Origin of the sequence: Candidatus Burkholderia verschuerenii (assembly GCF_001189365.1) — a bacterium.
Taxonomy (GTDB): Bacteria; Pseudomonadota; Gammaproteobacteria; order Burkholderiales; family Burkholderiaceae; genus Caballeronia; species Caballeronia verschuerenii.
Genome location: NZ_LFJJ01000009.1, coordinates 34,147 through 57,729, shown reverse-complemented (window position 1 = coordinate 57,729; position 23,583 = coordinate 34,147). Strand labels below are relative to the sequence as shown.

General features: G+C 60.9%; 25 protein-coding genes and 2 pseudogenes. 13 read left to right on the top strand and 14 right to left on the bottom strand.

Annotated features, from left to right (window positions below):
- The first annotated feature begins 89 nt into the window (after positions 1-89).
- Positions 90-1,076, top strand: a complete 987-nt coding sequence (locus BVER_RS03860) for an IS110 family RNA-guided transposase (RefSeq protein WP_050452155.1) — start codon at positions 90-92, stop codon at positions 1,074-1,076.
- A 283-nt stretch (positions 1,077-1,359) separates the two neighbouring features.
- Here BVER_RS03860 and BVER_RS03855 read toward each other — a convergent pair whose 3' ends face one another.
- On the bottom strand, positions 1,360-2,604 hold the full coding sequence (locus tag BVER_RS03855) for a DUF1479 domain-containing protein (RefSeq protein WP_050452163.1): 1,245 nt from the start codon (positions 2,602-2,604) through the stop codon (positions 1,360-1,362).
- Positions 2,605-2,698: 94 nt separating this feature from the next.
- Between BVER_RS03855 and BVER_RS03850 the strand changes: the two are divergent.
- Together BVER_RS03850 and BVER_RS03845 are read left to right on the top strand one after the other, a co-directional pair.
- Positions 2,699-3,656: pseudogene (locus tag BVER_RS03850) on the top strand (helix-turn-helix domain-containing protein).
- Positions 3,643-4,131, top strand: coding sequence for an NUDIX domain-containing protein (locus BVER_RS03845; RefSeq protein ID WP_050452154.1), 489 nt, complete (start codon positions 3,643-3,645; stop codon positions 4,129-4,131). Before BVER_RS03850 ends, BVER_RS03845 begins: the two are co-directional and overlap by 14 nt.
- Here BVER_RS03845 and BVER_RS32325 read toward each other — a convergent pair.
- Positions 4,128-4,286: a hypothetical protein gene (locus BVER_RS32325; RefSeq protein ID WP_198155155.1), complete on the bottom strand. Its 159-nt coding sequence runs from the start codon at positions 4,284-4,286 to the stop codon at positions 4,128-4,130. The two genes, BVER_RS03845 and BVER_RS32325, sit on opposite strands and share 4 nt — an antisense overlap.
- Before the next feature lie 130 nt (positions 4,287-4,416).
- Here BVER_RS32325 and BVER_RS03840 point away from each other — a divergent pair, with 130 nt between their 5' ends.
- From BVER_RS03840 to BVER_RS03830, 3 genes are read left to right on the top strand one after another with little or no spacing between them, the layout of a single operon-like run.
- Positions 4,417-4,866, top strand: a complete 450-nt coding sequence (locus BVER_RS03840) for a hypothetical protein (protein WP_050452153.1) — start codon at positions 4,417-4,419, stop codon at positions 4,864-4,866.
- Positions 4,867-4,921: 55 nt separating this feature from the next.
- Complete coding sequence (locus BVER_RS03835) at positions 4,922-5,524, top strand: short chain dehydrogenase (protein ID WP_232316369.1); 603 nt, start codon at positions 4,922-4,924, stop codon at positions 5,522-5,524.
- A gap of 47 nt (positions 5,525-5,571) precedes the next feature.
- Complete coding sequence (locus BVER_RS03830; protein WP_050452151.1) at positions 5,572-6,006, top strand: GNAT family N-acetyltransferase; 435 nt, start codon at positions 5,572-5,574, stop codon at positions 6,004-6,006.
- Here the strand turns inward: BVER_RS03830 and BVER_RS03825 are convergent.
- From BVER_RS03825 to BVER_RS03805, 6 genes and pseudogenes are all read right to left on the bottom strand, one after another.
- Positions 5,985-6,923 (bottom strand): SMP-30/gluconolactonase/LRE family protein, encoded by a 939-nt coding sequence (locus BVER_RS03825; protein ID WP_050452150.1) that lies wholly within the window; start codon positions 6,921-6,923, stop codon positions 5,985-5,987. The genes BVER_RS03830 and BVER_RS03825 overlap by 22 nt on opposite strands.
- Before the next feature lie 39 nt (positions 6,924-6,962).
- Positions 6,963-8,306 carry a type II toxin-antitoxin system HipA family toxin gene (locus BVER_RS03820; protein WP_050452162.1) on the bottom strand — a complete coding sequence of 448 codons (1,344 nt, stop codon included), beginning with the start codon at positions 8,304-8,306 and terminating at the stop codon, positions 6,963-6,965.
- Positions 8,303-8,527 (bottom strand): helix-turn-helix domain-containing protein, encoded by a 225-nt coding sequence (locus BVER_RS03815; protein WP_332309063.1) that lies wholly within the window; start codon positions 8,525-8,527, stop codon positions 8,303-8,305. Before BVER_RS03815 ends, BVER_RS03820 begins: the two co-directional genes overlap by 4 nt.
- 162 nt (positions 8,528-8,689) lie before the next feature.
- The gene (locus tag BVER_RS03810; protein WP_050452149.1) at positions 8,690-10,267 is read right to left on the bottom strand and encodes an aldehyde dehydrogenase (NADP(+)); all 1,578 of its coding nucleotides are present in this window, start codon (positions 10,265-10,267) and stop codon (positions 8,690-8,692) included.
- A gap of 10 nt (positions 10,268-10,277) precedes the next feature.
- Positions 10,278-10,424 (bottom strand): hypothetical protein, encoded by a 147-nt coding sequence (locus BVER_RS31150; protein WP_157055920.1) that lies wholly within the window; start codon positions 10,422-10,424, stop codon positions 10,278-10,280.
- A 73-nt stretch (positions 10,425-10,497) separates the two neighbouring features.
- Positions 10,498-12,046, bottom strand: a pseudogene (locus BVER_RS03805) (MFS transporter).
- Between the two features lie 255 nt (positions 12,047-12,301).
- Between BVER_RS03805 and BVER_RS03800 the strand changes: the two are divergent.
- From BVER_RS03800 to BVER_RS03790, 3 genes are all read left to right on the top strand, one after another.
- Entirely contained in the window at positions 12,302-12,784 is a 483-nt protein-coding gene (locus BVER_RS03800) for a universal stress protein (RefSeq protein ID WP_050452148.1), read from the top strand.
- Positions 12,785-12,884: 100 nt separating this feature from the next.
- On the top strand, positions 12,885-13,595 hold the full coding sequence (locus BVER_RS03795; RefSeq protein ID WP_083452031.1) for a helix-turn-helix domain-containing protein: 711 nt from the start codon (positions 12,885-12,887) through the stop codon (positions 13,593-13,595).
- Between the two features lie 134 nt (positions 13,596-13,729).
- The gene (locus BVER_RS03790) at positions 13,730-15,025 is read left to right on the top strand and encodes an SUMF1/EgtB/PvdO family nonheme iron enzyme (protein ID WP_050452146.1); all 1,296 of its coding nucleotides are present in this window, start codon (positions 13,730-13,732) and stop codon (positions 15,023-15,025) included.
- A gap of 66 nt (positions 15,026-15,091) precedes the next feature.
- On the opposite strand, the gene BVER_RS03785 is transcribed toward BVER_RS03790, so the two are convergent.
- From BVER_RS03785 to BVER_RS03775, 4 genes are all read right to left on the bottom strand, one after another.
- A complete protein-coding gene (locus BVER_RS03785; RefSeq protein ID WP_157055919.1) occupies positions 15,092-16,003 on the bottom strand; it encodes an enoyl-CoA hydratase-related protein in 912 nt (303 codons plus the stop codon).
- 123 nt (positions 16,004-16,126) lie between these two features.
- Complete coding sequence (locus BVER_RS35110; RefSeq protein WP_198155154.1) at positions 16,127-16,669, bottom strand: aldo/keto reductase; 543 nt, start codon at positions 16,667-16,669, stop codon at positions 16,127-16,129.
- Entirely contained in the window at positions 16,617-17,099 is a 483-nt protein-coding gene (locus BVER_RS35105) for an aldo/keto reductase (protein WP_198155153.1), read from the bottom strand. Before BVER_RS35105 ends, BVER_RS35110 begins: the two co-directional genes overlap by 53 nt.
- Positions 17,100-17,218: 119 nt before the next feature.
- Entirely contained in the window at positions 17,219-18,754 is a 1,536-nt protein-coding gene (locus BVER_RS03775; RefSeq protein ID WP_050452145.1) for an MFS transporter, read from the bottom strand.
- A gap of 149 nt (positions 18,755-18,903) precedes the next feature.
- On the opposite strand from BVER_RS03775, the gene BVER_RS03770 reads away from it, so the two are divergent.
- Positions 18,904-19,356, top strand: coding sequence for a MarR family winged helix-turn-helix transcriptional regulator (locus BVER_RS03770; RefSeq protein ID WP_232316367.1), 453 nt, complete (start codon positions 18,904-18,906; stop codon positions 19,354-19,356).
- Positions 19,357-19,363: 7 nt separating this feature from the next.
- Here BVER_RS03770 and BVER_RS03765 read toward each other — a convergent pair whose 3' ends face one another.
- Positions 19,364-19,843 (bottom strand): MarR family winged helix-turn-helix transcriptional regulator, encoded by a 480-nt coding sequence (locus tag BVER_RS03765; RefSeq protein ID WP_050452144.1) that lies wholly within the window; start codon positions 19,841-19,843, stop codon positions 19,364-19,366.
- A 107-nt stretch (positions 19,844-19,950) separates the two neighbouring features.
- Between BVER_RS03765 and BVER_RS03760 the strand changes: the two genes are divergently transcribed.
- Positions 19,951-20,247, top strand: a complete 297-nt coding sequence (locus BVER_RS03760) for a tautomerase family protein (RefSeq protein ID WP_332309061.1) — start codon at positions 19,951-19,953, stop codon at positions 20,245-20,247.
- A gap of 119 nt (positions 20,248-20,366) precedes the next feature.
- Here BVER_RS03760 and BVER_RS03755 read toward each other — a convergent pair whose 3' ends face one another.
- Positions 20,367-20,942: a TetR/AcrR family transcriptional regulator gene (locus BVER_RS03755; protein ID WP_050452143.1), complete on the bottom strand. Its 576-nt coding sequence runs from the start codon at positions 20,940-20,942 to the stop codon at positions 20,367-20,369.
- A 79-nt stretch (positions 20,943-21,021) separates the two neighbouring features.
- Between BVER_RS03755 and BVER_RS03750 the strand changes: the two genes are divergently transcribed.
- Positions 21,022-22,467 (top strand): amidase, encoded by a 1,446-nt coding sequence (locus BVER_RS03750; protein WP_332309060.1) that lies wholly within the window; start codon positions 21,022-21,024, stop codon positions 22,465-22,467.
- A 59-nt stretch (positions 22,468-22,526) separates the two neighbouring features.
- Positions 22,527-23,570: an alpha/beta hydrolase gene (locus tag BVER_RS03745; protein ID WP_232316365.1), complete on the top strand. Its 1,044-nt coding sequence runs from the start codon at positions 22,527-22,529 to the stop codon at positions 23,568-23,570.
- Positions 23,571-23,583: the final 13 nt, after the last annotated feature.

Here is a 23,583-nt window from a genome sequence, read left to right as displayed (position 1 = left end):
CTCATCGGCGAAGTTCCAAACTCCCAGGAAACCATTCAGATCAATATTGCTTCTGGGAGTTCTGGGAAACACGATCTTCCGGCGGCCCCTTGCCACCCTTGACTTCGACTAATTCTGAAGGGCCGACTAAGCAGTTGCGGCGCGAGCAAGTGATGGCGTTCTTCGCCAACCTGCCGGCTTGCCTGATCGGGATGGAAGCCTGCGGTAGCGCACACCACTGGGCTCGCAAGTTGCAGGCGCTCGGCCATACCGTCCGGTTGATGGCACCGCAGTTTGTGAAACCTTATGTGAAAAGTAACAAGAACGACGCGGCCGACGCTCAAGCGATCTGCGAAGCTGTGACGCGGCCGACAATGCGGTTCGTGCCGATCAAGAACATCGAACAACAGACCGTGCTTTCATTGCACCGCGTGCGCCAGGGTTTTATAAAGGCTCGCACCGCTCAAGCCAACCAAATCCGAGGCCTGCTAGGCGAATACGGCCTCGTTGTACCGCGAGGCATTGCCTACATCGCCCTACGAGTGCCGGATCTGATCGAAGACGCGACGAATGACTTGCCAGGCGCATTCCGGCAGCTTATCCAACGACTGCTGGAGCACCTGAGCTTGCTCGACCGGCAGGTGAGCGAGATTGAGATTCAGATCAAGGCCTGGCATCGAGACGACAAGATCAGTCGTCGACTTGAACAAGTGCCAGGGATCGGCCCGATCACAGCAAGCGCGCTGGCAGCGACGGTTGGTGATGCAAAGAACTTCGACAACGGGAGGCAACTTGCGGCGTGGTTGGGACTTGTACCACGACAGCATTCCACCGGCGGCAAGGCAAAGCTGCTTGGCATGAGTAAGCGAGGCGATGCGTACCTTCGAACCTTACTCATTCATGGAGCGCGATCTGTCATTTACAGGGCGACGCAAAGGAACGACCCTGATAGTTGGCTGGTCAGGTTGACTACGCGTCGAAACGCAAATGTCGCAGCTGTAGCGCAGGCGAATAAGACAGCTCGAATCGTTTGGGCTCTTCTCGTCCACAACCGACAGTTCCGATCTGGCTACATGCGTGACCCGGCAGCCGCGTAGCCAGATCAAGCATTCCAAATTTATTCGTCAATCTTGGATCACACCACCGATTGCTAAGGCGATCACGAAGTGATGGCAAAGCAGGTAAGACCGTGGTTGGCTTAGCCCGCGCGAGCCGAGGCACCCAGAGTGCGTGTAAGCGATCGAGGCGCCAACCAGCAAATCCCATCAGGGACAGCGAGTAAAAGTGTCTCGCATGAAAAGTCCGAATGTACGGGTGCAACCTTCCTCTTCTTGCTGTCACGGACTGAAAGCTTGGCAAACTGGGGGCGTCCATGTACGGCTATAGATCGAGACCGAGTTGTGCGCGGCCCATCGGCGTGAGATCGTCGAGGGTCGCGCGGCCTTCGAAATCGGTTTCGAAATTGTCCGCCGGAAAATCAGGCGGGCTCGCGCCTCGCAGAAAGCTCGGCAATTGTCGCTTCAGATACGAATCGTTCTTCGCGCACGCGGGCGCCGACGCGATGTACATGACGTTGCTGAAACCCGCGCCCTTGTGCTCGTCCTCGACCGCGTGAATCACGTCGCTGTGCCAGAACACCGTGTCGCCGGCCTGCATCTTCGGTATCGACGAGAGCGCCTCGAACAACGGCGCGTGATATTCCGGGCGAATCGACAACGCGCGGCCGGGCATTGCGCCGCACAGATCGTCATCGGCGATATCGTCCTGAAGCGCGCGCAACAGGATGTACACCATCGAATTCGCGATGGGCACGAGTTGCAGCGTGCCGTCGCCGGGGCCTTGCGGCGTTAGCGCGGTCCAGCCCTGAAACGTGCGGAACATCGAGCACACGGCAGGCGACGCGATCTCTTCGACATCGGTGCGATACGCGGCGTCGAAGGCATCGTAATCGTGCCAGTTGCCCGCGAACACATGGCGATACACCTTGCGGAAATTGCTTTCGATCCAGCGTTCGACGGAGCCGCCATCGCAATGCGCCGACAAACCGAGCGATGCCGAACCGGGCGGCCGCCGACGCAAACGATCGGCATACACGGGCACGCGCTCGGGATCGAAATGCACGCGTCCCTCGCTCTCGGCGCGCCATAGCTTGTTGAGAAACACGCGCGCCGTCGTGAGTGGCGTCGACTGACGCGCCAGCACTTGCGGCTTCGACCAGTACACGCCGTAAATCTGCGGCTTGCTCGATGCGAGCTGACCGAAGTATTTATCCTCGGCGCGGTTTTCCAGACGTTTGTCGAGCCGATTGCGTTCGACGTAATGCGCGATCTCCTCGTCCCAGCTTTCCACCTGCGCACGCGGAAAAACATTGCGAATCACGCAAGCGCCGCGCGATTTGACGAGCGCGATCTGTTCGGCGCTCACGCGCCCCTCGGCAATATCAGAAAACTGAATCTCGGGAATGACGTTCTCTCCCCGATCGCGCTGCGCGGCGATGGCCTTCGCCTGCGCGCCGATCGCCGCTTCGACTTCCGCAAAGACCTCGCGATAATTCGGCAGCGCCGCGCGCAATTCCTTTTTTGCCTGCCGGATCGCAGCAGGCAAGTCGTCGATAACCAGCGCCATGATTGTCTCCATTCTAGTGTCTGTGCGCCAAAGCATATGACGCGCTCGCACGCGCCGGTGATACGATACAGGCAGTTTATTTGCACATTCGGCCATGAAACCAGCCTACGAGCATGTTGAATTCGGCGAGGATTGTTCGGTGCGGGTTTACCATCAGCGGCTGCCGCGCATTCCGTTCGAGTGGCATCACCATCCGGAATACGAACTGACGCTGACGATGAACAGTCACGGCAAGCGCTACATCGGCGATTCGGTCGACGATTACCAGGCCGAAGATCTTGTGCTCGTGCCCCCCGGATTTGCCGCATACGTGGTCGTCGAACCGGTCGATCGAGCCGTCGCTGCCGCAAGTCGCCATCGTCATCTGGTTCGATGGCGACTGGGCGCGGCGCATGGCCGATTGCTGCCGCGAATATGAACCGCTGCGCAAGCTGTTGCGCCGTGCCGCGTGCGGTCTCGCCTTCGAGCCGCCTGCCGGTGAGCGGATGCGCGCGCGGCTCGATTCGCTGCTGTCCAGCGCGCCGCGCGAACGCCTGAACGCCGCGCTCGATATCCTCTGCACGCTCGCCGATGCGCCCGGCCATCCGCTCGCGTCGCCGAGCGCGTTCAATCGCACCGATGCGGGACCGTCGGGCCACGAGCCCGAGCGCATCAACCGCGTCCTTTCGATGATCGATGCGCGCTTCGCCGAGCCGCTCAAAATCGCCGATCTGTGCGCGGCGGCGAGTCTTTCGGAACGCACGCTGACGCGTTATTTCGCGCAGCACATCGGCGAAAGCGTGGGACGATATATCGCGCGGGTGCGCATCGGGCATGCGTGCCGGATGCTCGGCGATACGTCGCTGCCGGTTTCGGTGATCGCGACGCGTTCGGGTTTCGCGAGCGTCGCCAATTTCAATCGGCAGTTCAAGGCGGCGCGGCAGATGACGCCGGCGGAGTATCGTCGGCGGTTCAGGACGGCTGCGTCGGCTGATGAAAATGCGATGACGAAGCTGACCGAGCGTCCGCGTTCGCTTCAAAAAACCCGGGAGCCAGCGCATGCAGACTCGTGAGCGCATACCGATCACGCCGCTGATCGACGCGATCTGGCGTTGCACGCTTCGATTCGGCTTTCCGCTCGCGCGCGCGTGGTGGAGCATTCGGCGGCCGAATCACCAAGGCGCGCTTGTCGCGATTTATGTCGGGCGCGCGCTGTTGCTGGTGAAGTCGTCTTATCGGAAGGAATGGAGTTTTCCCGGCGGAAGTCTTCAGCCGGGCGAAGCGCCCGAACTCGCGGCGCAGCGGGAAATGGACGAGGAAATCGGACTGCCGGCGTATCTGCTGCGTGCGGTCGGGAGCGTGCACGGTCACTGGGACGGACGGCGCGATCAGGTGCACTTTTTCGAATTGCACCTCGATGCCTTGCCGACGTTGCGTATCGACAATCGCGAGATCGTCGATACGCGTCTGGTTTCGCCGGAAGAACTACGCGACATCGCGCTGACCGCGCCGGTTGCCGCGTATCTCGGCGGCAAAATCAACGCTTAGTGTTTCTGGTCCTTCTTGCGCTCATCGTCGGGATCGATGCGCGTCACGCCGCCCGTCGATGGCGGATCGCTTGCCGGAAAGGTGTCTTCGACTGCGCGATCGATGTTCTCGTCGTCGCGCTCGGAATGCGGATGCTGCTCGTTTGTCTTGTTCATCGTCGCTCCTGGTTGATGGATAACCAAGCGAGCAACGCGCATACCTCAGGTCAGGCACGGCGAATGCTCAATGCATCCGACAAAGCATCGACGCGCACAGACAGCGACCGACAAGACCTAAGGGGAAGCGATGACTACGCTCCACGCTTACGACAATCCGACCGACGACGAACCCATTCTTCTCGACGCGAGTCGCGACGACGCACGACCGGACGCATCGGCGGAAGATCGATTCACTACCGCGCTGTTGTGCCTCGGTGCGGCTTACGCCTTGTCCTGGGCGGAATTCGGGCTTGCGCTCGTGGTCGGGTTTCCCGGCAATCTGGAAAGCCATCCGCTCGCGGCATCGGTTGCATCGCGCGTACTGCTCGCGTTGTTGTATCTGTGCGTGGCGTCGCGTTTGCAATGGGCGCGCTGGGTGACGATCGCGCTCGGACTATGCAGCGTGTTGTTCGTCGCGCCGACCATCGCGCTGCAATGGCACGTTTTCCCTGCTGCCGCGATGATCTGCGGCGTGTCGATCGTCTTCAAACTCGCGGCATCGATTTATCTGCTTTCGCCGATGCCCGAACGCGCCTGATGCCTTGCGTTGCTACACTTCGAGTTCTCCTCCACCGCAACGCAAGCGAGCAAACATCATGAAAATCGCCGTCATCGGTGCGACCGGCACCGTCGGTCAGGCCGTCTGCGCCGAACTGAAATCACGCCATGAAGTTATCGAAATCGGTGCGACGCGCGGCGCGCATCGTGCCGATCTGCGCGATCTCGCCAGCATCAAACGTCTGTTCGAAACAATCGGACGCGTCGATGCGATCGTCGCCACGGCAGGCCATGTGCACTTCGGCCCGCTCGTCGAAATGACGCCGGAACAGTTCCGCGTCGGCCTCGACGACAAGCTCATGGGTCAGGTCAATCTCGTGCTGACCGCGCGCGAGTACCTCAACGACGGCGGATCGTTGACGCTGACGAGCGGCATCATCGGCGAAGCGGCGATTCTGCAGGGCGCGAGCGCTGCTTCGGTGAACGGAGCAATCGAAGGCTTCGTGCGCGGCGCGGCGATCGAACTGCCGCGCGGCCTGCGCATCAACGTGGTCAGCGCGACCATGCTCGAGGAAGCGCGCGCATCGTTCGGCCCGTACTTTCGCGGCTTCGAAGCGGCGAGCGTCGCGCGCGTCGCGCTTGCATACAGCCGCAGCGTGGAAGGCGCGGAAACGGGACGCGTGTACAAGGTGCATTGAGCCTCTATCGCGTATGCTCTTCGCTTCATCATGAATGGAGCAACGCGATGCAATGGACCCGCGACGAATACGCGCTCACGACGGATATCGGGCGATTCCAGTTCGATATCGTGCATCGTTACCTGAGCGAAGTGGCGTACTGGTCGCCGGGCATTTCGTGTGAGAAGGTCGAGCGCGCGGCGCGTCATTTGCTCGCGTTCGGCCTGTTCCACGGCGAAGCGCAAATCGGCTACGCGCGCATGATCACCGACACCGCGACCTTCGCCTATCTCGCCGATGTATTCGTGTTGCCGGAATATCGCGGGCAAGGTCTCGGCAAATGGATGATGGACTGCGTGATGGCGCATCCCGATCTTCAGGGCCTGCGCCGCGTCATGCTGGTTACGTCCGATGCGCATGGGCTGTATGCGCGGAATGGGTTTGCGCCGCCGGCGCATCCTGAGCGGATTATGGAGCGGGTTCAGCTGCCGGCTATGCCCTGAGTATTAACGTACAACGAATAAAGCCCATGACTCGCCGCCATAAACAGGCGATTCCGATGCCGTCCGCCGAAACACACGTTCGCGCATCGCTCCGGCAGGTCGATATGGCCGATCGCTTCGCCCTCGGCGGTGAACACGCGCATGCCGTCGAGTTCGGCATCGCCCATGCCCCAGCCGCACCATAGATTGCCGTGGATATCGACGCGAAAGCCATCCGGCGTGCCGGGGCCCGCGTCGATCACGAGGCGTCGTTCGTCCAGCTTGCGGCCGCCGTCGATGACATCGAACGCCCAGATCGTGCGCGGCGTCGAACGCGATTCGACCACGTAAAGGATCGACTCGTCGGGTGAGAACGCGAGACCGTTCGGGCCGATGAAGTCGTCGATCATCACGGTCATCTCGCCGCTCTGCCCGTCGACGCGATAGACGCTCGGCTTGAGTTGCGGCTCGGCCTGCTCGCCTTCATAAAACCCGTTGATGCCGAACGGCGGGTCCGTAAACCAGATCGAGCCGTCCGACTTCACGACGATATCGTTCGGCGAATTGAGCGGCTTGCCGTCGAACTTATCCGCAATCACGGTAATCGCGCCGTCGTACTCGGTGCGCGTCACGCAACGCGTCAGATGCTCGCAGGTGACGAGCCGCCCTTGCCGGTCGCGCGTATTGCCGTTCGCGAAGTTCGACGGCTTGCGAAACACGCCGACCTCGCCGCTCTCCTCGTCCCATCGCAAGATGCGATTGTTTGGGATATCGCTCCACAGCAGCGCTCGCTGATCGCCGAACCAGACCGGACCTTCCGACCAGCGCGCGCCCTGATATAGACATTCGACCGATGCGGACGGCAGGCGCAGCGCGTTGAAACGCGGGTCGAGGATGCGGATGGCGGGGTCGGGGTAGCGGCGATCGGTGGGGGGCATGGAGTCTCCAGATTGATTCGTTCTTTTTTGCAGAGGCATTCAGTCGGCTGGCATTGATTCGAGCAGCGCGGCGGATCGGCGCATGCCGTCGAAGATGCGTTGCGCGACGCGTTCCGGAAAATCGTCCGGCAGCAGTTCGGTCACGGCATCGATTACGGCCGGCGTGCGTTCGATGATTCGTTCGATAATCGGCTCGGCGCTCGCGCCATAATCGCATTTCGGCGCCATCGCGTTGAAGTGCCGGCGTTTGACGTCGCGGAACGCATAGTGCCTGCTGGTGCCGGGAATGGCCATCGCAAGCTTCGCTTTATACCAGGACCATTGGCTCGCGCCATCGCCTTCCACCGGCCAGATGGACATCACGTCATAAAGCGGCGTGAGGTGATATCGCGCGCCCGCGAGCAGACGAAGACTGAAGTTTTTCGCGTGTCCATCTGGCGCGGCGAGCAGCCAAAAAAGTATCTGCGATGCGATCAGCGTTTCGATATCGCGGCGAGGGTCCACCGAGAAGCGCAGTGTGATGGCGATATCGAGCACGCCCGGACCGCCATCTGCCTTATACTTCTTGTGCGACGGCAACCCCGCAACCTGACAGAAATCCTCCTGAGGAAGCCGAACGATCCAGTTGCCCTCCGCTTGCAAACGCCGGTCGAAACGTTCGACCACCAACATGCGCCGCGCGCCGAAGGTTTCGATCCACGTATTGGCCACGGGCACGCCGAAGGCCTTCAAGATCGTCATGCAAAGCCATTCGTTTTCGACAGAAGTCGTCAGATCGGCGCGACGATTGCCGACAAGTCCAAGCGGCAATTTAAGGATATGTGTCGTAGGCGTCGAGCCGTGCGGTTTGAACCATCGTCCGTCATGAAACAGCAGCGCGGTCTTTTCCTGCGCGCCTGCAAGAGAGATGCAAAAGTCGTCTTCGGTATCAAGACCGAACGGATCTCCGCTCGCAGCCTGATCCAGCAGATGTTCGACACCGGCTTCATCGAGGAGCGAGCCTTCGATCGCGCGCACATCTGCCGGCGCTTCGTCCTCGCCGAGCAGTTGCACGGCCCCGATGCAATCCCGTCCGATGGCTTGCAGCAGCTCGAACGCGTCGGCGCCGCCGGTATGAAAGCGCTGGGCGATGCGACGGCGAATCGGCTCGCTGTCTGGCAGAAGATTGTCGAAATAGTTGATGACCTGCTCGCCTCTGATAGGCGAGTTGTCCGGCGGAATGGGCAACGATAACGATAGCGGGCGCGCTTCGGCGGAGGCAATCCAATCGGGATCGTAAATCAGTTCTGCCTGCCCACGCGTGGGGAGACGCCAGACAGCTATCCGTTGTCCGTTCGCCCAGATCGACAGCGCGCGAGAGTGCGCCTTCCGTCCTGTCGTCACCACTGGGCCTCGTCCTGACGCAGTTCGTGCAGTTCGGGGCGATCGCGAATGGTCAGTTCGAGACCATACGCGGCGAGCATGGTCAGGAGTTGATCGAGTGTCAACGCACCCGTATTTCGTTCGAGAGTCGAAACGCGGCTTTGACTGACGCCGAGTCTCGCCGCCGCCTCGGACTGCGTCAGCCCTGCGCGTCTGCGTCCTGCTGCAAGGACGCTCCCCATCTTAGCCGGAATGACGATGACACGTTCCATAGAAAATATCTGCAAGACGAATAAACGCATATTATATTATTCACCTTGCAGATATCTCGTCAACGACTAGGAATGAAATTATCTGCCACGCGAATAAATGGCGTTTATTCGCGTGGCAGATAATTGGCAGATTCAATTCGGCCCCAACTCCCCATCCCTCAACCGCCACAAACTCAGCGGATTGTCATCCGCCAGCGCCTCCGGCAACAGCGTCGCCGGAATGTCCTGATAGCACACCGGCCGCAGAAACCGCTCGATCGCCATCGCGCCGACCGATGTCGAGCGGCTGTCGGATGTCGCCGGATACGGCCCGCCGTGGACCATCGCGTACGACACCTCGACGCCCGTCGGAAAGCCATTGGCCAGAATGCGCCCGGCGCGGCGCTCGAGCACCGGCATCAGGCGGCGCGCGAGATCGACGTCGTCGGCTTCCATCAGCAGCGTCGCGGTCAGCTGGCCTTCGAGATGGCGCGCGGCGGCGATCATCTCGTCTTCGTCGCGGCATACGACAATCACCGACGTCGGTCCGAAAATCTCGTCGGCAAGCGACGGCGTCGCGAGAAACTGCTCCGCGCTCACGCGATACAACGCCGGCCGCGCGCCGCTCGATACCTTGCCCGCGTTGCCCGACGCCACGCGCTGCGCGCCCGACGCATCGCGCTGTTCGATGCCGCTCGCATACGCCTTAGCGATGTCCGCCGTGAGCATCGTCTGCGTCTGCTTCTTCTCCAGCGCGGCGACGGCGTGATCGATGAAATCGTCAAGGTCGGAATCTTCCAGCGCGAACACGAGTCCCGGATTGGTGCAGAACTGGCCGACGCCCAGCGTCACCGAATCGATATAGGCCGACGCGAGCGTGTCGCCCTTCGACGTCAGCGCGCCCGGCAGCGCGAAGACCGGATTGACGCTGCTCATCTCGGCGAACACGGGAATCGGCACGGCGCGCTTCGCGGCGATATCGACGAGCGCGAGCCCGCCGCACCGCGAGCCCGTGAAGCCCACCGCCATGATCGCCGGATGCGCGACGAGCGCCTCGCCGATCGCGTTGCCATCGCCGACGACGAGCGAGAACACGCCTTCGGGCAAGCCGCTGTCGGCGACGGCTTTCTGGATCGCGCGCCCGACGAGTTCGGACGTGCCGAGATGCGCCGGATGCGACTTCACGACGACCGGACAGCCCGCCGCGAACGCGGACGCCGTATCGCCGCCCGCCACCGAAAACGCCAGCGGGAAATTGCTCGCGCCGAACACCGCGACCGGTCCGACGGGAATCTTTTGCAAACGCAGATCCGAGCGCGGCAAGGGCTTGCGCTCGGGCTGGGCGGAATCGAGCGTCGCAGCGATCCAGCGCCCCTCGCGCACCAGCGACGCGAACAGCCGCAACTGGCCGACCGTGCGCGCCCGTTCGCCTTCGATGCGCGCCTTCGGCAGCGCGGATTCGGCGCAGGCGCGATCGATCAGCGTATCGCCCAGCGCGATGATGTTGTCCGCGATCGCTTCGAGAAACTGCGCGCGCGTTTCGAGCGGCGCGGCGCGATACGGATCGAACGCGGCATCGGCAAGTTCGCAGGCGCGCGCGACTTCCTTCGCGCCGCCGCCGCCGAACGCGGGTTCGAGATCTGCATTGTTGACGAGATCGAACGCGTGGAGCGCGGCGTCCGCGCCCCGCACGGCGGATGCGCCTATCAGCATTTCTCCGGTGATCTTCATGTCGGCTCCTCTACATGATCGGCGTGGTCGGCTCGGCGCGGCGCGTTGACAGGCGCGCGGGCGACTTCGTTTCCGCCAAGGTGCGATGACGCCGCCCGCGCGCGTCGGACGGCGGCGTGCGGCGATGAGTGTGGAAGTTCGGCGACGCACGATGCATGCCGGATCGTCGCGCGGCACGCTTAAGGCGAAAGACCCGCGAAACGTGGAAGCGTTCCGTCCGACGCGGCCGATCAATGCGCGGTCGGCGTCTCCGATTGCGCCGCGGATGACGTCCCCGCCTTGCGGAACACGATGTGCGAAATCCGCCGCACCAGCAACGCCGCCACCAGCGCCGCGACGGTCGTCAGCATCGTGCCGATGTGAATCGACTGCACCAGCGCGTCGCGCGCGGCGTCGAACAGCGCGGACGCATCGAGTCCGGCGCGGCCGAGATCGCCGAGCAGCATATCGCGCACGGATTCATCGACGAGAATGCGCGGATCGACGAAACGCGGCAGCCATTGCGTCTACGTCGCCGCGCCGAGCACGCTGAAGGTGCGCTCGACGACGCTCGCATAGTGATGCGAGACGATCGTCCCGACGATACTCGTGCCGAGCATCCCGCCGACCATGCGCGTCGATTGCAGCAGCGCCGTGGTGATGCCGAAACGCTCGCGCCCCGCGATCTCCTGCCCGAAGATATTCATGTTGTTGAGGATGAAGCCGAGCCCGATGTCGGTTGCCGCCATCGACAGCGCGACCCACGGATGCGGCGTCGCGGCGCGCACGAACGACAGCCCCGCCGACGAAATCAGCAGCAGCGTGAAGCCGATGGAGAGAATCATCGTCGGCTTCTTCAGATGGATCACGATGCGCGTGTTGATGAAGCTGCCCAGCGCGATGCACGCGGCGATCGGCGTCGCGAGCAGTTCGGCCGCCTGCGGCGACAGGCCGAAGCCGCCTTGCAGCATCAGCGGCACGAAGAAAATCAGCGAGAACATCACGAAACCGGCCAGAAACGACAGCGTAAACAGCGTGTTCAGTTGCGGATCGCGGAAGATATCGAGCGGGATGATCGGATGCGTCGCGCGCTTTTCGCAGATGTAGAGCGCCGCCGCCGCGACGATCACGACCGCGCCGAGCACGAGATTGCCGGTCGACAAGCCGTCTTTCGGCAGCGGCTCGATCAGCGCCTGAAACCCGCCCAGCACGAGCGCGACGAGCGCGGTGCCGAGCCAGTCGATCTTCACGCTGCCCTCGCGCGGCCGGTGCAGATTCGGCAGATGCGACCAGATGAAATACAACGCCGCCGCGCCCACCGGCAGGTTCACGAGAAAAGTCGAGCACCAGCCCCAGTGCTGGCTCATCCAGCCGCCGAGCGACGGCCCCGCCGCCGTGCCGATGCCGTAAGCCGCCGCCAGCACGACCTGCCAGCGCGCGGGTGCGCGCATCGGGAAACAGATCGGGAATACACGCGAACGCGGTGCCGACCATCATGCCGCCGCCGACGCCCTGCAAGCCGCGCGCGAGCGCCAGAAACAGCATGTTCGGCGCGAGTCCGCACAGCACCGACGCCACCGTGAAGGTGATGACCGCCGCGATCACGAAGGGCTTGCGGCCAAAGTAATCGCCGAGCCGCCCGAATACCGGGACCGTCACGACCGACGCCAGCAGATACGCGCTCGCGATCCACGCGTAGAACTCGAAACCGTGCAATTCGGCCACGATCGACGGCAGCGCCGTGCTCACGACGGTCTGATCGAGCGCCACCAGCATATTGACGAGACCGATGCCGAGCATCGCGTACAGCGCGGTTCTGAACGACAAGGCGGATTGCGGCGGGGACTGCGGCGGGCTCGTGGTCGACATGCGGGGCGGGCTGGAAAAATGCTGAGGAATGGGCGCGTCTGCTGTTAAGCTGGCGCTGATACCGGGAAAGTACGAATTGTACGTGCTCGATTGCGACGAATCGACCCATCGCAAAAATGCGCGGCGCGTACGCGACAGGGCTCCGGTATCCTGAACCGGCCATCAAAAACAACAGGAGCAAGCGCCATGTTCACGAAGATTCTCGTCGCCATCGACGGCAGCCGCACCTCGCAGCGCGCGCTGGATGCCGCCATCGAACTCGCCGCGACGCATCGCGCCGTGTTGCAGCCGTACTACGTCGTCGAGAGCGGGCCGATGTATCTCGATGTGCCCGGCTACGACCCGTCCTCGCTGCACTCGAGCCTGATGCAGCAAGGCGCGTCGCTCGCGCAGGAAGCCGCCGACGCGATGAAAAAGCGCGGCGTCACCGGCGAAGTCGTGACCGTCGAAGCCACCGCCGCCGACGACGTCGCGACGCTCGTGATCGCCGCGTCCAAGGCGTTCGGCGCCGATCTGCTGGTGATGGGCATGCACGGGCGCAAGGGCTTTCAACGGCTGATTCTCGGCAGCATCGCCGAACAATGTTTGCGGCAGGCGACGCTGCCGGTGCTGCTGATTCCGTCGGCGGCGGGCAGCGAGGCGGCGGAAGGCGAAGACGACAAGGCCTGACGTCAAAAATTGCCAAAACAGGGGCGCGGCATTTTTTCGCGGGTTCGGGCCAGAAACGGCGTGGGACAATCGTTTTGTCATTTATCAAGGAACGAGCGTCATGTCCGACCTTTCCCGAGTCCGGCGCAACGCCGCGCAGTGCACGAGCTGCGCCATGTGTCATCTGTGCGTGCCCGAAGGCCTCTGCGCGAACGATGTCGTCAAACTGGAGCGCGTGATTTCCGTCACGCGCCGCGTGCGTCGCGGTGACGCGCTGTTCCGCACCGGCGACGCGTTCGACTCCCTCTACGCCGTGCGCTCCGGTTCCATCAAGACCGTGATCGTCCACGAAGGCGGCCGCGAACAGGTCACCGGCCTGCTGCTCGCGGGCGACGCGCTCGGCCTCGACGGCATCGGCGAAAGCCGCCATGCGTGCGATGCGGTCGCGCTGGAAGACAGTTCCGTATGCGTCGTGCCGTACGCGTTGTTCGAACGCGTCTGTCGCGAATCCGACGCGCTGCAACGGCGCATGCACCGGATGATGAGTCAGGCGATCAACCGCGAATCCGATCACGTCGTGCGGCTCGGCATGCTGCGCGCGGACGAACGCGTCGCGCGCCTGCTGCTCGATCTGTCGGCGCGGCTCGCGCGGCGCGGATACGCCGCCGCCGAGTTCACGCTGCGCATGACGCGCGACGATATCGGCAGCTATCTCGGCATGACGCTCGAAACCGTCAGCCGCACGCTATCGCGTTTTGCCAAGCTCGGTCTGATCGACGCACACGGCAAATCCATCCGCATCCGCGATTTCGACGGGCTTCGGCAAATCTGACGCCGGCCTTCTCCGGCGCGGTGCCGCACGCGATTATTGCGGCATCGCGAATAAACGGGCCGGATAATTAGGTTGGCATGCGGTTCGCTACGCTTTAGTCTCCTTAGTTGGCCTGCACCCGGAGACTCAGCGACATGAATCGCGAACCTTCCCTGCATCACCCGCTGCTCGAGCGCCTCGACGAGGCGCGCCGCGTCACCGACGCCCTGTTCGGCATCGTTCAGCCCGAACATCTGTACGACAGGCCGATTCCAGAGCGTCACCGCATCGTGTTTTACATCGGGCATCTGGAAGCGTTCGACCGCAATCTGTTCGACAAGCGCCTGTTCGACCTGCCCAGCCCCAACGCCGCCTACGACGAGCTGTTCGCGTTCGGCATCGATCCTGTCGATGGCGGCCTGCCGACCGATCAGGCATCCGACTGGCCGACGCTCGACGAAGTGCGCGCGTATCGCGATCACGTGCGGGCGGATATCGACGCGTGTTTCGATCCGGTCGACCTCGCCGCTCATCCCCTTTCTCCCGACGAATCCGCCGCGCAACTGCTCGAAGTCGCCATCGAGCATCGGCTGATGCACGCGGAAACGCTCGCGTACATGCTGCATCAATTGCCGGTCGATAGAAAAATTGCGCCATCGGATGCACGCATCGAGCGCACGGCGAAGCAGCCGCCGACGCAAGAAACCGTGCGCGTGCCCGCCGGCGAAGCGACGCTCGGACTCACGTGCGACAGCGGACGGTTCGGCTGGGACAACGAATTCGGTGAGGTGCGCGTCGACGTGCCGGCGTTCGAGATGGATCGCTTCATGGTGACGAACGGCGATTACCTGCGCTTCGTCGATGCGGGCGGTTACGACAATCGCGCGCTGTGGAGCGACGCCGATTGGCAATGGAAGCAGGATGAATCGGTTGCGCATCCCGCTTTCTGGTCGCGTTGCGAATCGGGCGGCTGGACGCTTCGGACGATGTTCGACGAGATCGACCTGCCGCTCGACTGGCCCGTCTATGTGAGTTATGCGGAAGCGAATGCGTTCGCGCGCTGGCAAGGCAAGACGCTGCCGACCGAGGCGCAATGGCAACGCGCGGCGCACGGCGCGCCGCACGTCGCGGAAGGCAACTTCGATTTCCGGCGATGGGATCCGTCACCGGTGCAGGCACATCCGGAAAATGTCAGCGCGTTCGGCGTCGAAGGACAATTCGGCAATGGCTGGGAATGGACGTCGACGACATTCGGGCCGCTGGAAGGCTTCGAGCCGTTTCCGTTTTATCTTGGCTACTCCGCCAACTTTTACGACGGCAAGCACTTCGTGATGAAGGGCGGCTCGCCGAGAACGGCGGCGTGCATGTTACGGCCGAGTTTTCGTAACTGGTTTCAAGGGCATTACCAGTATGTTTATGCGGGGTTTCGGTGTGTGAGCGTTAAGGATTAAAGCACAAGCGCGATTCAGACGTTGTGTGCAAAGCGCGGCTTGCATGCAACGTCTGAGTCACGCCTTTTAGTATCCCTTGAACTCCGGTTTGCGTGCTTCGGCGTCCGCCTTGCGTCCCTCCGCAAAGTCGCGCGTGTGAAAGAGTTGTCCGAACTGCGCATCGAGTTTCGACAACGCAGGCGTCTCATAAGGCACGATAGCCAAATGGGCAGACTCGAGTGTCGTACGCACACCGAGCGGCGCGCAGGCCGAAATTCGTTTCGCGATATCCAGTCCGACGGACAACGCATTGCTCGCCGAATTCGCGACATGTTGTACCAGCCCCATCCGATATGCCTCGTCTGCGTTCCAGTGTTCCCCCGTGAGCATGTAACGCATGGCATTGCCCCATCCGGCCTCACGCACGAATCTCACGGTCGAACCGCCACCAGGAAAGCGGCCGTGGGTGTTCTCGTCCTGCCCGAAGTTCGTGTTATTCGCGGCGACTCGGATATCGGCGGCAAGAAAGATTTCATGCGCCATATTCCACGTATCGCCATGAACTACCGCGATCAAAGGCTTCGACAGCCGGTCGGGCGATGCCTTTTCCAGCGGATCGTGTGACTCGTGCTCCAATTCAGGAAGGAAAGGCTGTCCGGATGCAATGACGGGTGCAAACGCGGTGACATCGATCCCTTGAGAAAAGTTTTCGCCATGGCCGAAGACAACGGCAGCACGTAGCGAGCTATCGTTGTCGAATGTATAGAGGGCTCTGGCCAACGCGAGGTACGTTTCTGGATCGATCCGATTCTGAATGTCAGGCCGGTTTATTCCGATTAACGCGATAGAGTCGCGGCGCTCGATCGTGAGTTTGGCCCCTGAACTCAACGGAACATCTTCCAGCGTGGCGCGATTCATTTTATTGCTGCTTTGCCGAGTCTGCGGCGAAGCGGAAACCGGCAATACCGCCAGACCACCCAGAAGAGCAGAAGCTTTCATGAGGTTCCGGCGTTGAATGTCAGGTGAGTGGGACATTGTATCGAGCTATAGATTAAAGTTTTGAGCGTTTGGAAAATCGATCTGCATTCCTATGCGAACATATAGTGCAGCTTTTGTCGCGTGTTAAATAGCCTTCGTGATTGGAACATCGACGCGCGACAGGTCTCCTCCAAGCAACTTAGGATAAGTCTCCAGATTGACTTCGAACGGAACACCGAGATTGATCGAGCTGACCTGATCCAGACGATCATAAAGTTCGTCCGGAAAGGCAATGTCCAGCGCCGATAAATTGTTGTCGAGTTGCTCGACCGTGCGCGGCCCGATAATCGGAATCACCGCAGTCGACGCGCGACGTGCACGTTCGCGGGTCCATGCAAGCGCAACCTCCGCAGGCGTTCTGCCGAGTTCCTTCGTGGCCAGCAGCACCGCATCGACGATCTGCGTATCATGCGCGGTCTTTTCCGTGCGAATCACGCGGCCCATGCCTTCGAGACGGCCTTTTTCTCCGACACGATACTTCCCTGTCAGCAGACCGCCCGCAAGCGGCGACCATAGCAACGCCGCGAGCCCCAGGCTCTCCGCCATCGGCAATAGTTCGCGCTCGGCGCTCCGCTCAACGAGGCTGTACTCGAATTGCACGCCGACCAGAGGCGTCCAGCCACGCATTTCCGCAAGCAGCGCAGCTGCGCGACACGCGCCAGGCCGGAAAATTCGATACGCCTGCGTAAAGGATTTTGCCGTCGCGCACGAGATCGTCGAGGCCACGCAGGATTTCTTCGAACGGCGTGACATTGTCCGCGTGATGTACCCAGTACAGATCGATGTACTCGGTTTTCAGCCGCTTCAAGCTTTGCTCGACCGAGTAAATAATGTTCTTGCGGCTGTTTCCGGTCTTGGTCAACGATGCTTCCTTCGCCGCACCGCCGCTGTACTTACTGGCGATGATCACGTCATCGCGCATGGACTGAACGAACTCGCCTAATATCGATTCCGATTGCCCGAATTGATAGCTATCGGACGTATCGAAGAAGTTTCCTCCAGCTTCAAGCGGTCGAAGACGTACCGCGCGTCCGCGGGCTCGGATCCATAGCCCCACTGGGTACCGAAAAGCGCAACGCCTAACGCAAGCTCAGAGACTTTGAGGCCGCAGTTTCGACCAAGGAACTGATAACGCATGATCATTCTCATTCTTTTCGATTCCGAATCATTTAAAATTCAATCGAGCAATATTTCTACCGTGCCTTGACCACCGGCAATGTGAGGCGCGGTCTCCGCAGCATCGGTCAACCACCAGGTGAAGGCGAGTGCAATCATCGCAATCGCTGCTGCCACGCTCATGACCATCTGATATCCGCGAGCAAGAATCGCGATAAGGCTCGCCACGTCGACATGTTCGCGTGCAAGCACTTGCGCCGCGCCTGAGAGGTTGCCATTGGTGATCAGAAGCGTTACTTGCGCCTGCTCCCGCGCCGACGCCAATGGGAAATTGAGCAGCACGTCGCCGCCGATGCTCGCGAACAACACCGCCCCCAAAGCAGCGAAGCCAACGACCAATCCACTGAAGCGAACCGTCACGGCAATGCCCGATGCCATCCCCGCTCGTTCGACAGGGATCACCGTCATGCTCACTTTCGGCACCTGCCCGTTCAAGATGCCCGCTCCGAGCGATGCGACAAACATCGAGCCCAGAACCGGTGGATAGCTCAATCGTCCGATGACGACACACGTGAGCGACAGGCCAACGAACACGAGGCTCAGCCCAACCGACAGCAGAGCGCGCCCGGACAGCCGATGATCCAGATACGTCGACACGATGCGAGGCACGATAAACAGCGGAGCCGCAAGCGGCAGCATCATCAAACCAGCGACAAGCGGCGATTGGCGAAGCGCGCTTTGAAAGAAGAACGGCAGATACGTCAGCATGGTCAGGAACGTCACCGGATAGGCGACGCCCGCGATGTTCGCGCCCAGGAACGTGCGCTTCCTGAAGTAGGCGAGTTCGACCATTGGCCGGGACTCGCGCCGCTCGGCCGCCAGGAATCCAATCAATAAGAGTCCGGCAATCGCCGCGCGCCACAACACGGCGCGGCTATTCCACCCTTCGCGATTGCCCGAGATCAACGCCCACGTCAGCAGCCCGAGAAAGCCACTGAACGACAGCACGCCCAACAGATCGAGTCGACTGGCCGCCGGGTCTTTCGATTCGCTCACGGCGTACAAGGTAAGCGCGATGATCGCCACGCCGATCGGCAAATTGACATAGAAGGCCCATTGCCATCCAAAGAATTGCGTAATCAACCCGCCGATGACCGGACCGAGCATCACGCCAATGCCGATCACCGATCCCCAAAACGCAAACGCCTTGGCCCGTTCTTTCCCGTGAAAGGCATGAGAGAGCACAGCCAATGCCGCGCTTAGCAATAGCGCCGCTCCGACGCCCTGAACCGCGCGCGAGATATTCAACATCAGGACAGAGGACACGGCACCATAAGCAAACGACGCCACCGTAAAAATGCTCAGCCCAAGCACCAGCACGCGCTTTCGCCCAAAACGATCGGCGAGCGCCCCTGCCGGCATGAGCAGGCTGGCAAACGCCAGGGTATAGGCAGAAATGACACATTCGATCGACGAAAAATCAGCGTGCAACGACTTGGCGTTCGAACTAAGCGACACAGCAACGATGTTCGCGTCCAGATTGATCATGAACGACGGCACGGAGACACAGAGCAGGAGCAGAAAGTTCTTGTTCATCGGATTCTTCGTACGCGGTTAAGGTCACCGTTCCACGACAAAAATAATGGCATATACCACTATCTACACTGCTTTAAGTTGTCGTCGAGGTCAGATTAAAAATTAGTGGCATATGCCATAATATGAAAAGCAGTCTAAACGAGCGAAGCATGACGACCAGACATATCTCAACCAGCGCCTGTAGCTATGGCGCGTTGCGGCGTGCCATGCGTGGCGTGGGCCAACTATACGACCAGGCGCTCGCGCCGACGGGCATTAATGCAGCCCAGTACAACCTCTTGCGTTCGATCGAAAAACTCAAGGCCGCGACCCAGAGCGAACTCGCCGCTGACCTCGTGATGAATCTTTCAGCCTTGGGACACACGCTCAAACCCCTCGTTCGTGACGGCTGGGTTTTGCTGGACAAGGACCCCGACGACGGCCGGCGACGGCTCGTCACACTCACCGCCGAAGGCCGCGTTAAATTGCGCGAGGCACAGCAACGATGGCGCCCAACGCAAAAACGCTTCGAAGCCGTACTTGGTACGGAAGAAACCCGGCGGCTTCTCACGCTACTGGACCATCTCGCGTCGACGGATTTCAGCGAAATATTCCTGAAGTAGCGGTCAATCATTTTTTCGCGCCCGTGGCGAAGCCGGCCTCGAACGCCGCGAGAAAATTCCCATCGCTCAGCCGAGCGAGCGCTTTGTGCAGCGCGCGCGCTTCAGCCTTTCCGACTGCGGATTCGAACGCCGTCTGCGCCTGAATCCAAAGCGCATCGCTCTCCGCGAGCTTCGCCCGGCCCGAAGACGTCAGGCTGACAATGCGATGGCGACGGTCGTCCGGATCAGGATCGATCGATACCAGGCCATCCCGGTCGAGCGGCTTGAGCGTATGCGCAAGCGCTCCCGCGTCCATGACGAGCGCTTCGGCCAGCGCGCCGATCCCGATCATCCCGGAGCGCCCTACTTGCGCAAGAATCGCCCGCTGCGTGATTTTCAATCCGGTCGGCGCCAACGCTGCGTCGTAGATCTGCGTAATTCGACGGTTCGCCTTGCGTAGCGCAGTGCAACTACAAGGGCCGTGTTCGCTCAAGGTCGGTTTGGTCATGTTCGTTTCGTGGCTCGGCTACTTGAACGAAATACTAGCATATGCTGATATTTTGCGATAGTGCCTGCATATGCAGATAATTCATCGACCCTTTGCGGAGGAAAATGATGCCCCTCGTACGAATTGAAGTGCTGAAAGGAAAGAGCGCCAGTTATCGTCAACAGCTTGGCCAGACCGTGTACGAAGCGATGCTCGGTGCAAACGTGCCGTTGAACGACCGCTTCGTCATCGTCAGCGAACACGACATCGCCAATTTTCAGTTCGACCCGACTTATCTCGGCATCGAACGAGACGAGAACCTTGTCATCATTCAGATAACCTGGAACGAAGGACGCACCGTCGAGCAGAAGAAGGCGCTCTACAAGGCCATTTGCGATGGCCTCGCGATCTCACCGGGCGTATAGCCGGAGAATGTCTTCATCAACCTCGTCGAGGTCAAGAAGGAAAACTGGTCCTACGGACACGGCGTCGCTCAATACGTCAGTTGAATCGTCACGGCTGCGCGAGCGTTTGAGCCAAAGCCTTATTTCGGCAGCAACCCGCTCGCGCGATAGCCGTCGATCAACATATCGAACATCTCGATGTCCGATCGGCCGCGTGCCAGCAGTTGCGCGCCGACCACCGCAGCGAAGATCGCGCTCGCACGTCGTTTGGCTTCTTTAGAGCCGACGATTTTCGCTGCAATCAATGTCTTCCTCAACCATTCGACATTGACGTCGGCGAATGTCCGAACTTCCGCTTTCACGATCTCGGGCAAGCCGTCGTATTCGGCGTTCATGAAGCTCGCCAGACACATGCGGTTGCTGTTTTCGAGCGACTTGCGGAACGTCACGTCCGGGTACTGTCGCAGGCTCTCGACAGCATCGCCTGTTTCCTTGCCGAGCTCGTTCAACGTCGATGCCGCATCTTCCCAGTAGCGCCGTGCGACCGCGGCGGCGAGGTCCGCCTTGCTCGGAAAGTGATGGTAAAGACTCGCTGCCTTGATGCCGACATCTGCAGCAAGATTGCGGACATTCAATCCCCCGTATCCATGCGCCTGCGCCATTTTTGTCGCGGCCATCAGGATTTTGTCGCTGGATTGGGTGTTGGGTTGGTTCATGCTCCCGGTCCATAGAAAGCTGTTGACGAGTGAAAGTATAGCGCCTAGTATCCAACCCTAACAAACGTTAGGTATATTGATGCCTCGGTTTGTTTCTTTCAACCACCATCGCAGGCACGTCATGAATTCCGACATCATCCGCAAAGATGCAACCAAGCTGGCCGAACTGATTCGCACCAAAGAGCTGTCGCCCGTCGAAGTCGTAAAAGCGCATCTCGAGCGCATCGAGATCATGAATCCGGAGATCAACGCTGTCGTCACCGTCGCGCACGACGCGCTCAAAGCCGCGAAAGCCGCAGAGGCCGCGGCACTGGCCGGCGAAACGCTCGGACCCTTGCATGGCGTTCCCTTCACCGCTAAGGACTCCTTCGATACGGCAGGCGTGCCGACGCAATTGGGCTCGCCCATCTTTAAAGAACGCATACCCGCTACCGACGCGCCCACCGTCGCGCGTATGAAAAGCGCCGGCGCTATCCTGCTTGCAAAGACTAATCTGCCCGAGTTCTCGTTCTGGATCGAGAGCGACAATCTGCTCTCGGGCCGCACACTCAACCCGTGGAATCTCGAACGCACGCCGGGCGGCTCGAGCGGCGGAGAGTCAGCTGCAATCGCAGCGGGTTTGTCGCCGATCGGACTGGCCACCGACATCGCCATTTCCGTGCGCGGCCCGGCAGCGTTGACGGGCGTCGTCGGTTTGAAGCCGACACACGGACGCATTCCCATGACGGGTATCTGGCCGCGCGTGCCCCGCCGCTTCTGGCATGCTGGCCCGATGGCGCGCACGGTTCGCGATGTCGCGCTCGGCTACTCACTGCTTGCCGGTCTCGACGGTGCCGACGGATTTTCCACCACGCTGCCTGCGTTGGACACCGGCGTCGGCGCGAAGCCGAATCGGCCGATTCGCGTCGGTTGGCTCGTTAAACCGGGCTTCGGGGCGATCGACAAAGACGTCGCATCGACCGTGGAAGCAGCGGCGGAGGCGCTGAAAGGCGCAGGCGTCATCGTGGAGCCGGTGCGCATTCCCGTTCTCGAACAGATCAATGCGCTGGACCTGCTTTGGAAGTTACAGGCAATGGAAACGAAGCCCGCCTTCAAAGAAGTTACCGCCGGACATGAGGATCTGATCTACAAGCATGTTCGGGCCATCTTCGACACGCCCGATACATCGATTAAAGACTTCGTCGAAGCCGAACAGCAGATCGAGGCAATGCGTGATGGCTTCGCCGCGTATTTCCAGCGTTACGACGCCTTGCTTTGTCCCGTCACGCCCGTTCCCGCACATGCGCATGATGCGAGCGAGTTCAACATCAACGGTCAGTCGGTGTCTTCCTTGCACGTGATGGATGCAACGGCTTTCCTCAACGTGACGGGGCTGCCCGGTCTCGCCTTGCGTTTCGGCACGAGCAGCGAGGGACTGCCGGTCGGTGTGCAACTGGTATCGCCCTGGCTGGCGGAATCGACGATTCTGCACCTCGGCGCGCTGCTGGAATCGGTCAGTCCCGTGCGCGATCTGCATCCGTACTGACTCGCAGCGTTGAGCGTCGAAGTATTTGTTCGTTTTCCTAATTTTCATAAAAATCAACCGTGTTCAACTCATTCAACCTTCTACGACGCCGGATGCTTGGTGGCGGCTCGGCGCTCGCGACGCTGAGCTTGCTATCTCATTCCACATTATCCAAAGCGAGCGACGATTCGCGGATCGTTGGTTCGCAGCAGACATCGTCGATCGCCTCATTCGATTCAATCCGTCAGATCGAAGCTGGCGAATTGAACGTCGGATACGTAGACGAAGGTCCGCGCGACAGTCCGGTCGTGATGCTTCTGCACGGCTGGCCTCATGACATCTACAGCTTCTACGACGTTACCCGCATCCTGGTCGCATCGGGCCATCGCGTGATCGTGCCGTATTTAAGGGGCTACGGCACCACGCGCATCGTTTCCGCCGACACGATACGTAACGGCCAGCAATCGGTTTTCGCCGCGGACATCATCGCGTTGATGGACGCCCTGAACATCGAAAAGGCCATACTCGCCGGATTCGATTGGGGCGGCCGCGCGGCGAACATCGTGGCCGCGCTATGGCCCGAGCGATGCCGCGCGCTGGTGTCCGTCAGCGGATATCTGATCGGCAGTCAGGAGGCGAACCGCACGCCTTCGTTACCACAGGCCGAACTGCAAGCATGGTTCCAGTACTACTTCGCGACCGAGCGCGGCGTCAAAGGTTACGCTGCGAATAGGGAAGAATTCAACAAGTTGATCTGGCGCAACGCATCGCCAAAATTTCGATTCGACGATGCAACCTACGCGCGCACGGCCCAGGCGTTCGACAACCCCGATCACGTGGCAATCGTCATCCACAACTACCGGTGGAGGCTAGGACTCGCACAAGGCGAATCTCGGTACGACGCCCTGGAAAAGAGACTGGCGCAGGCGCCAAAAATTGCGGTCGCCACCATCACGCTCGAAGGCGATGCAAACGGCGCACCGCATCAAGCGGCGCAAGCTTATGCAACGCAATTCATTGGCAAATATCAGCACCGCGAGGTCACGGGAGGCATCGGGCACAACTTGCCTCAGGAAGCGCCGAAAGCGTTTGCCGATGCGGTCATGGATGTCGTCGAGCTTTGATCCGAGCAGCAAG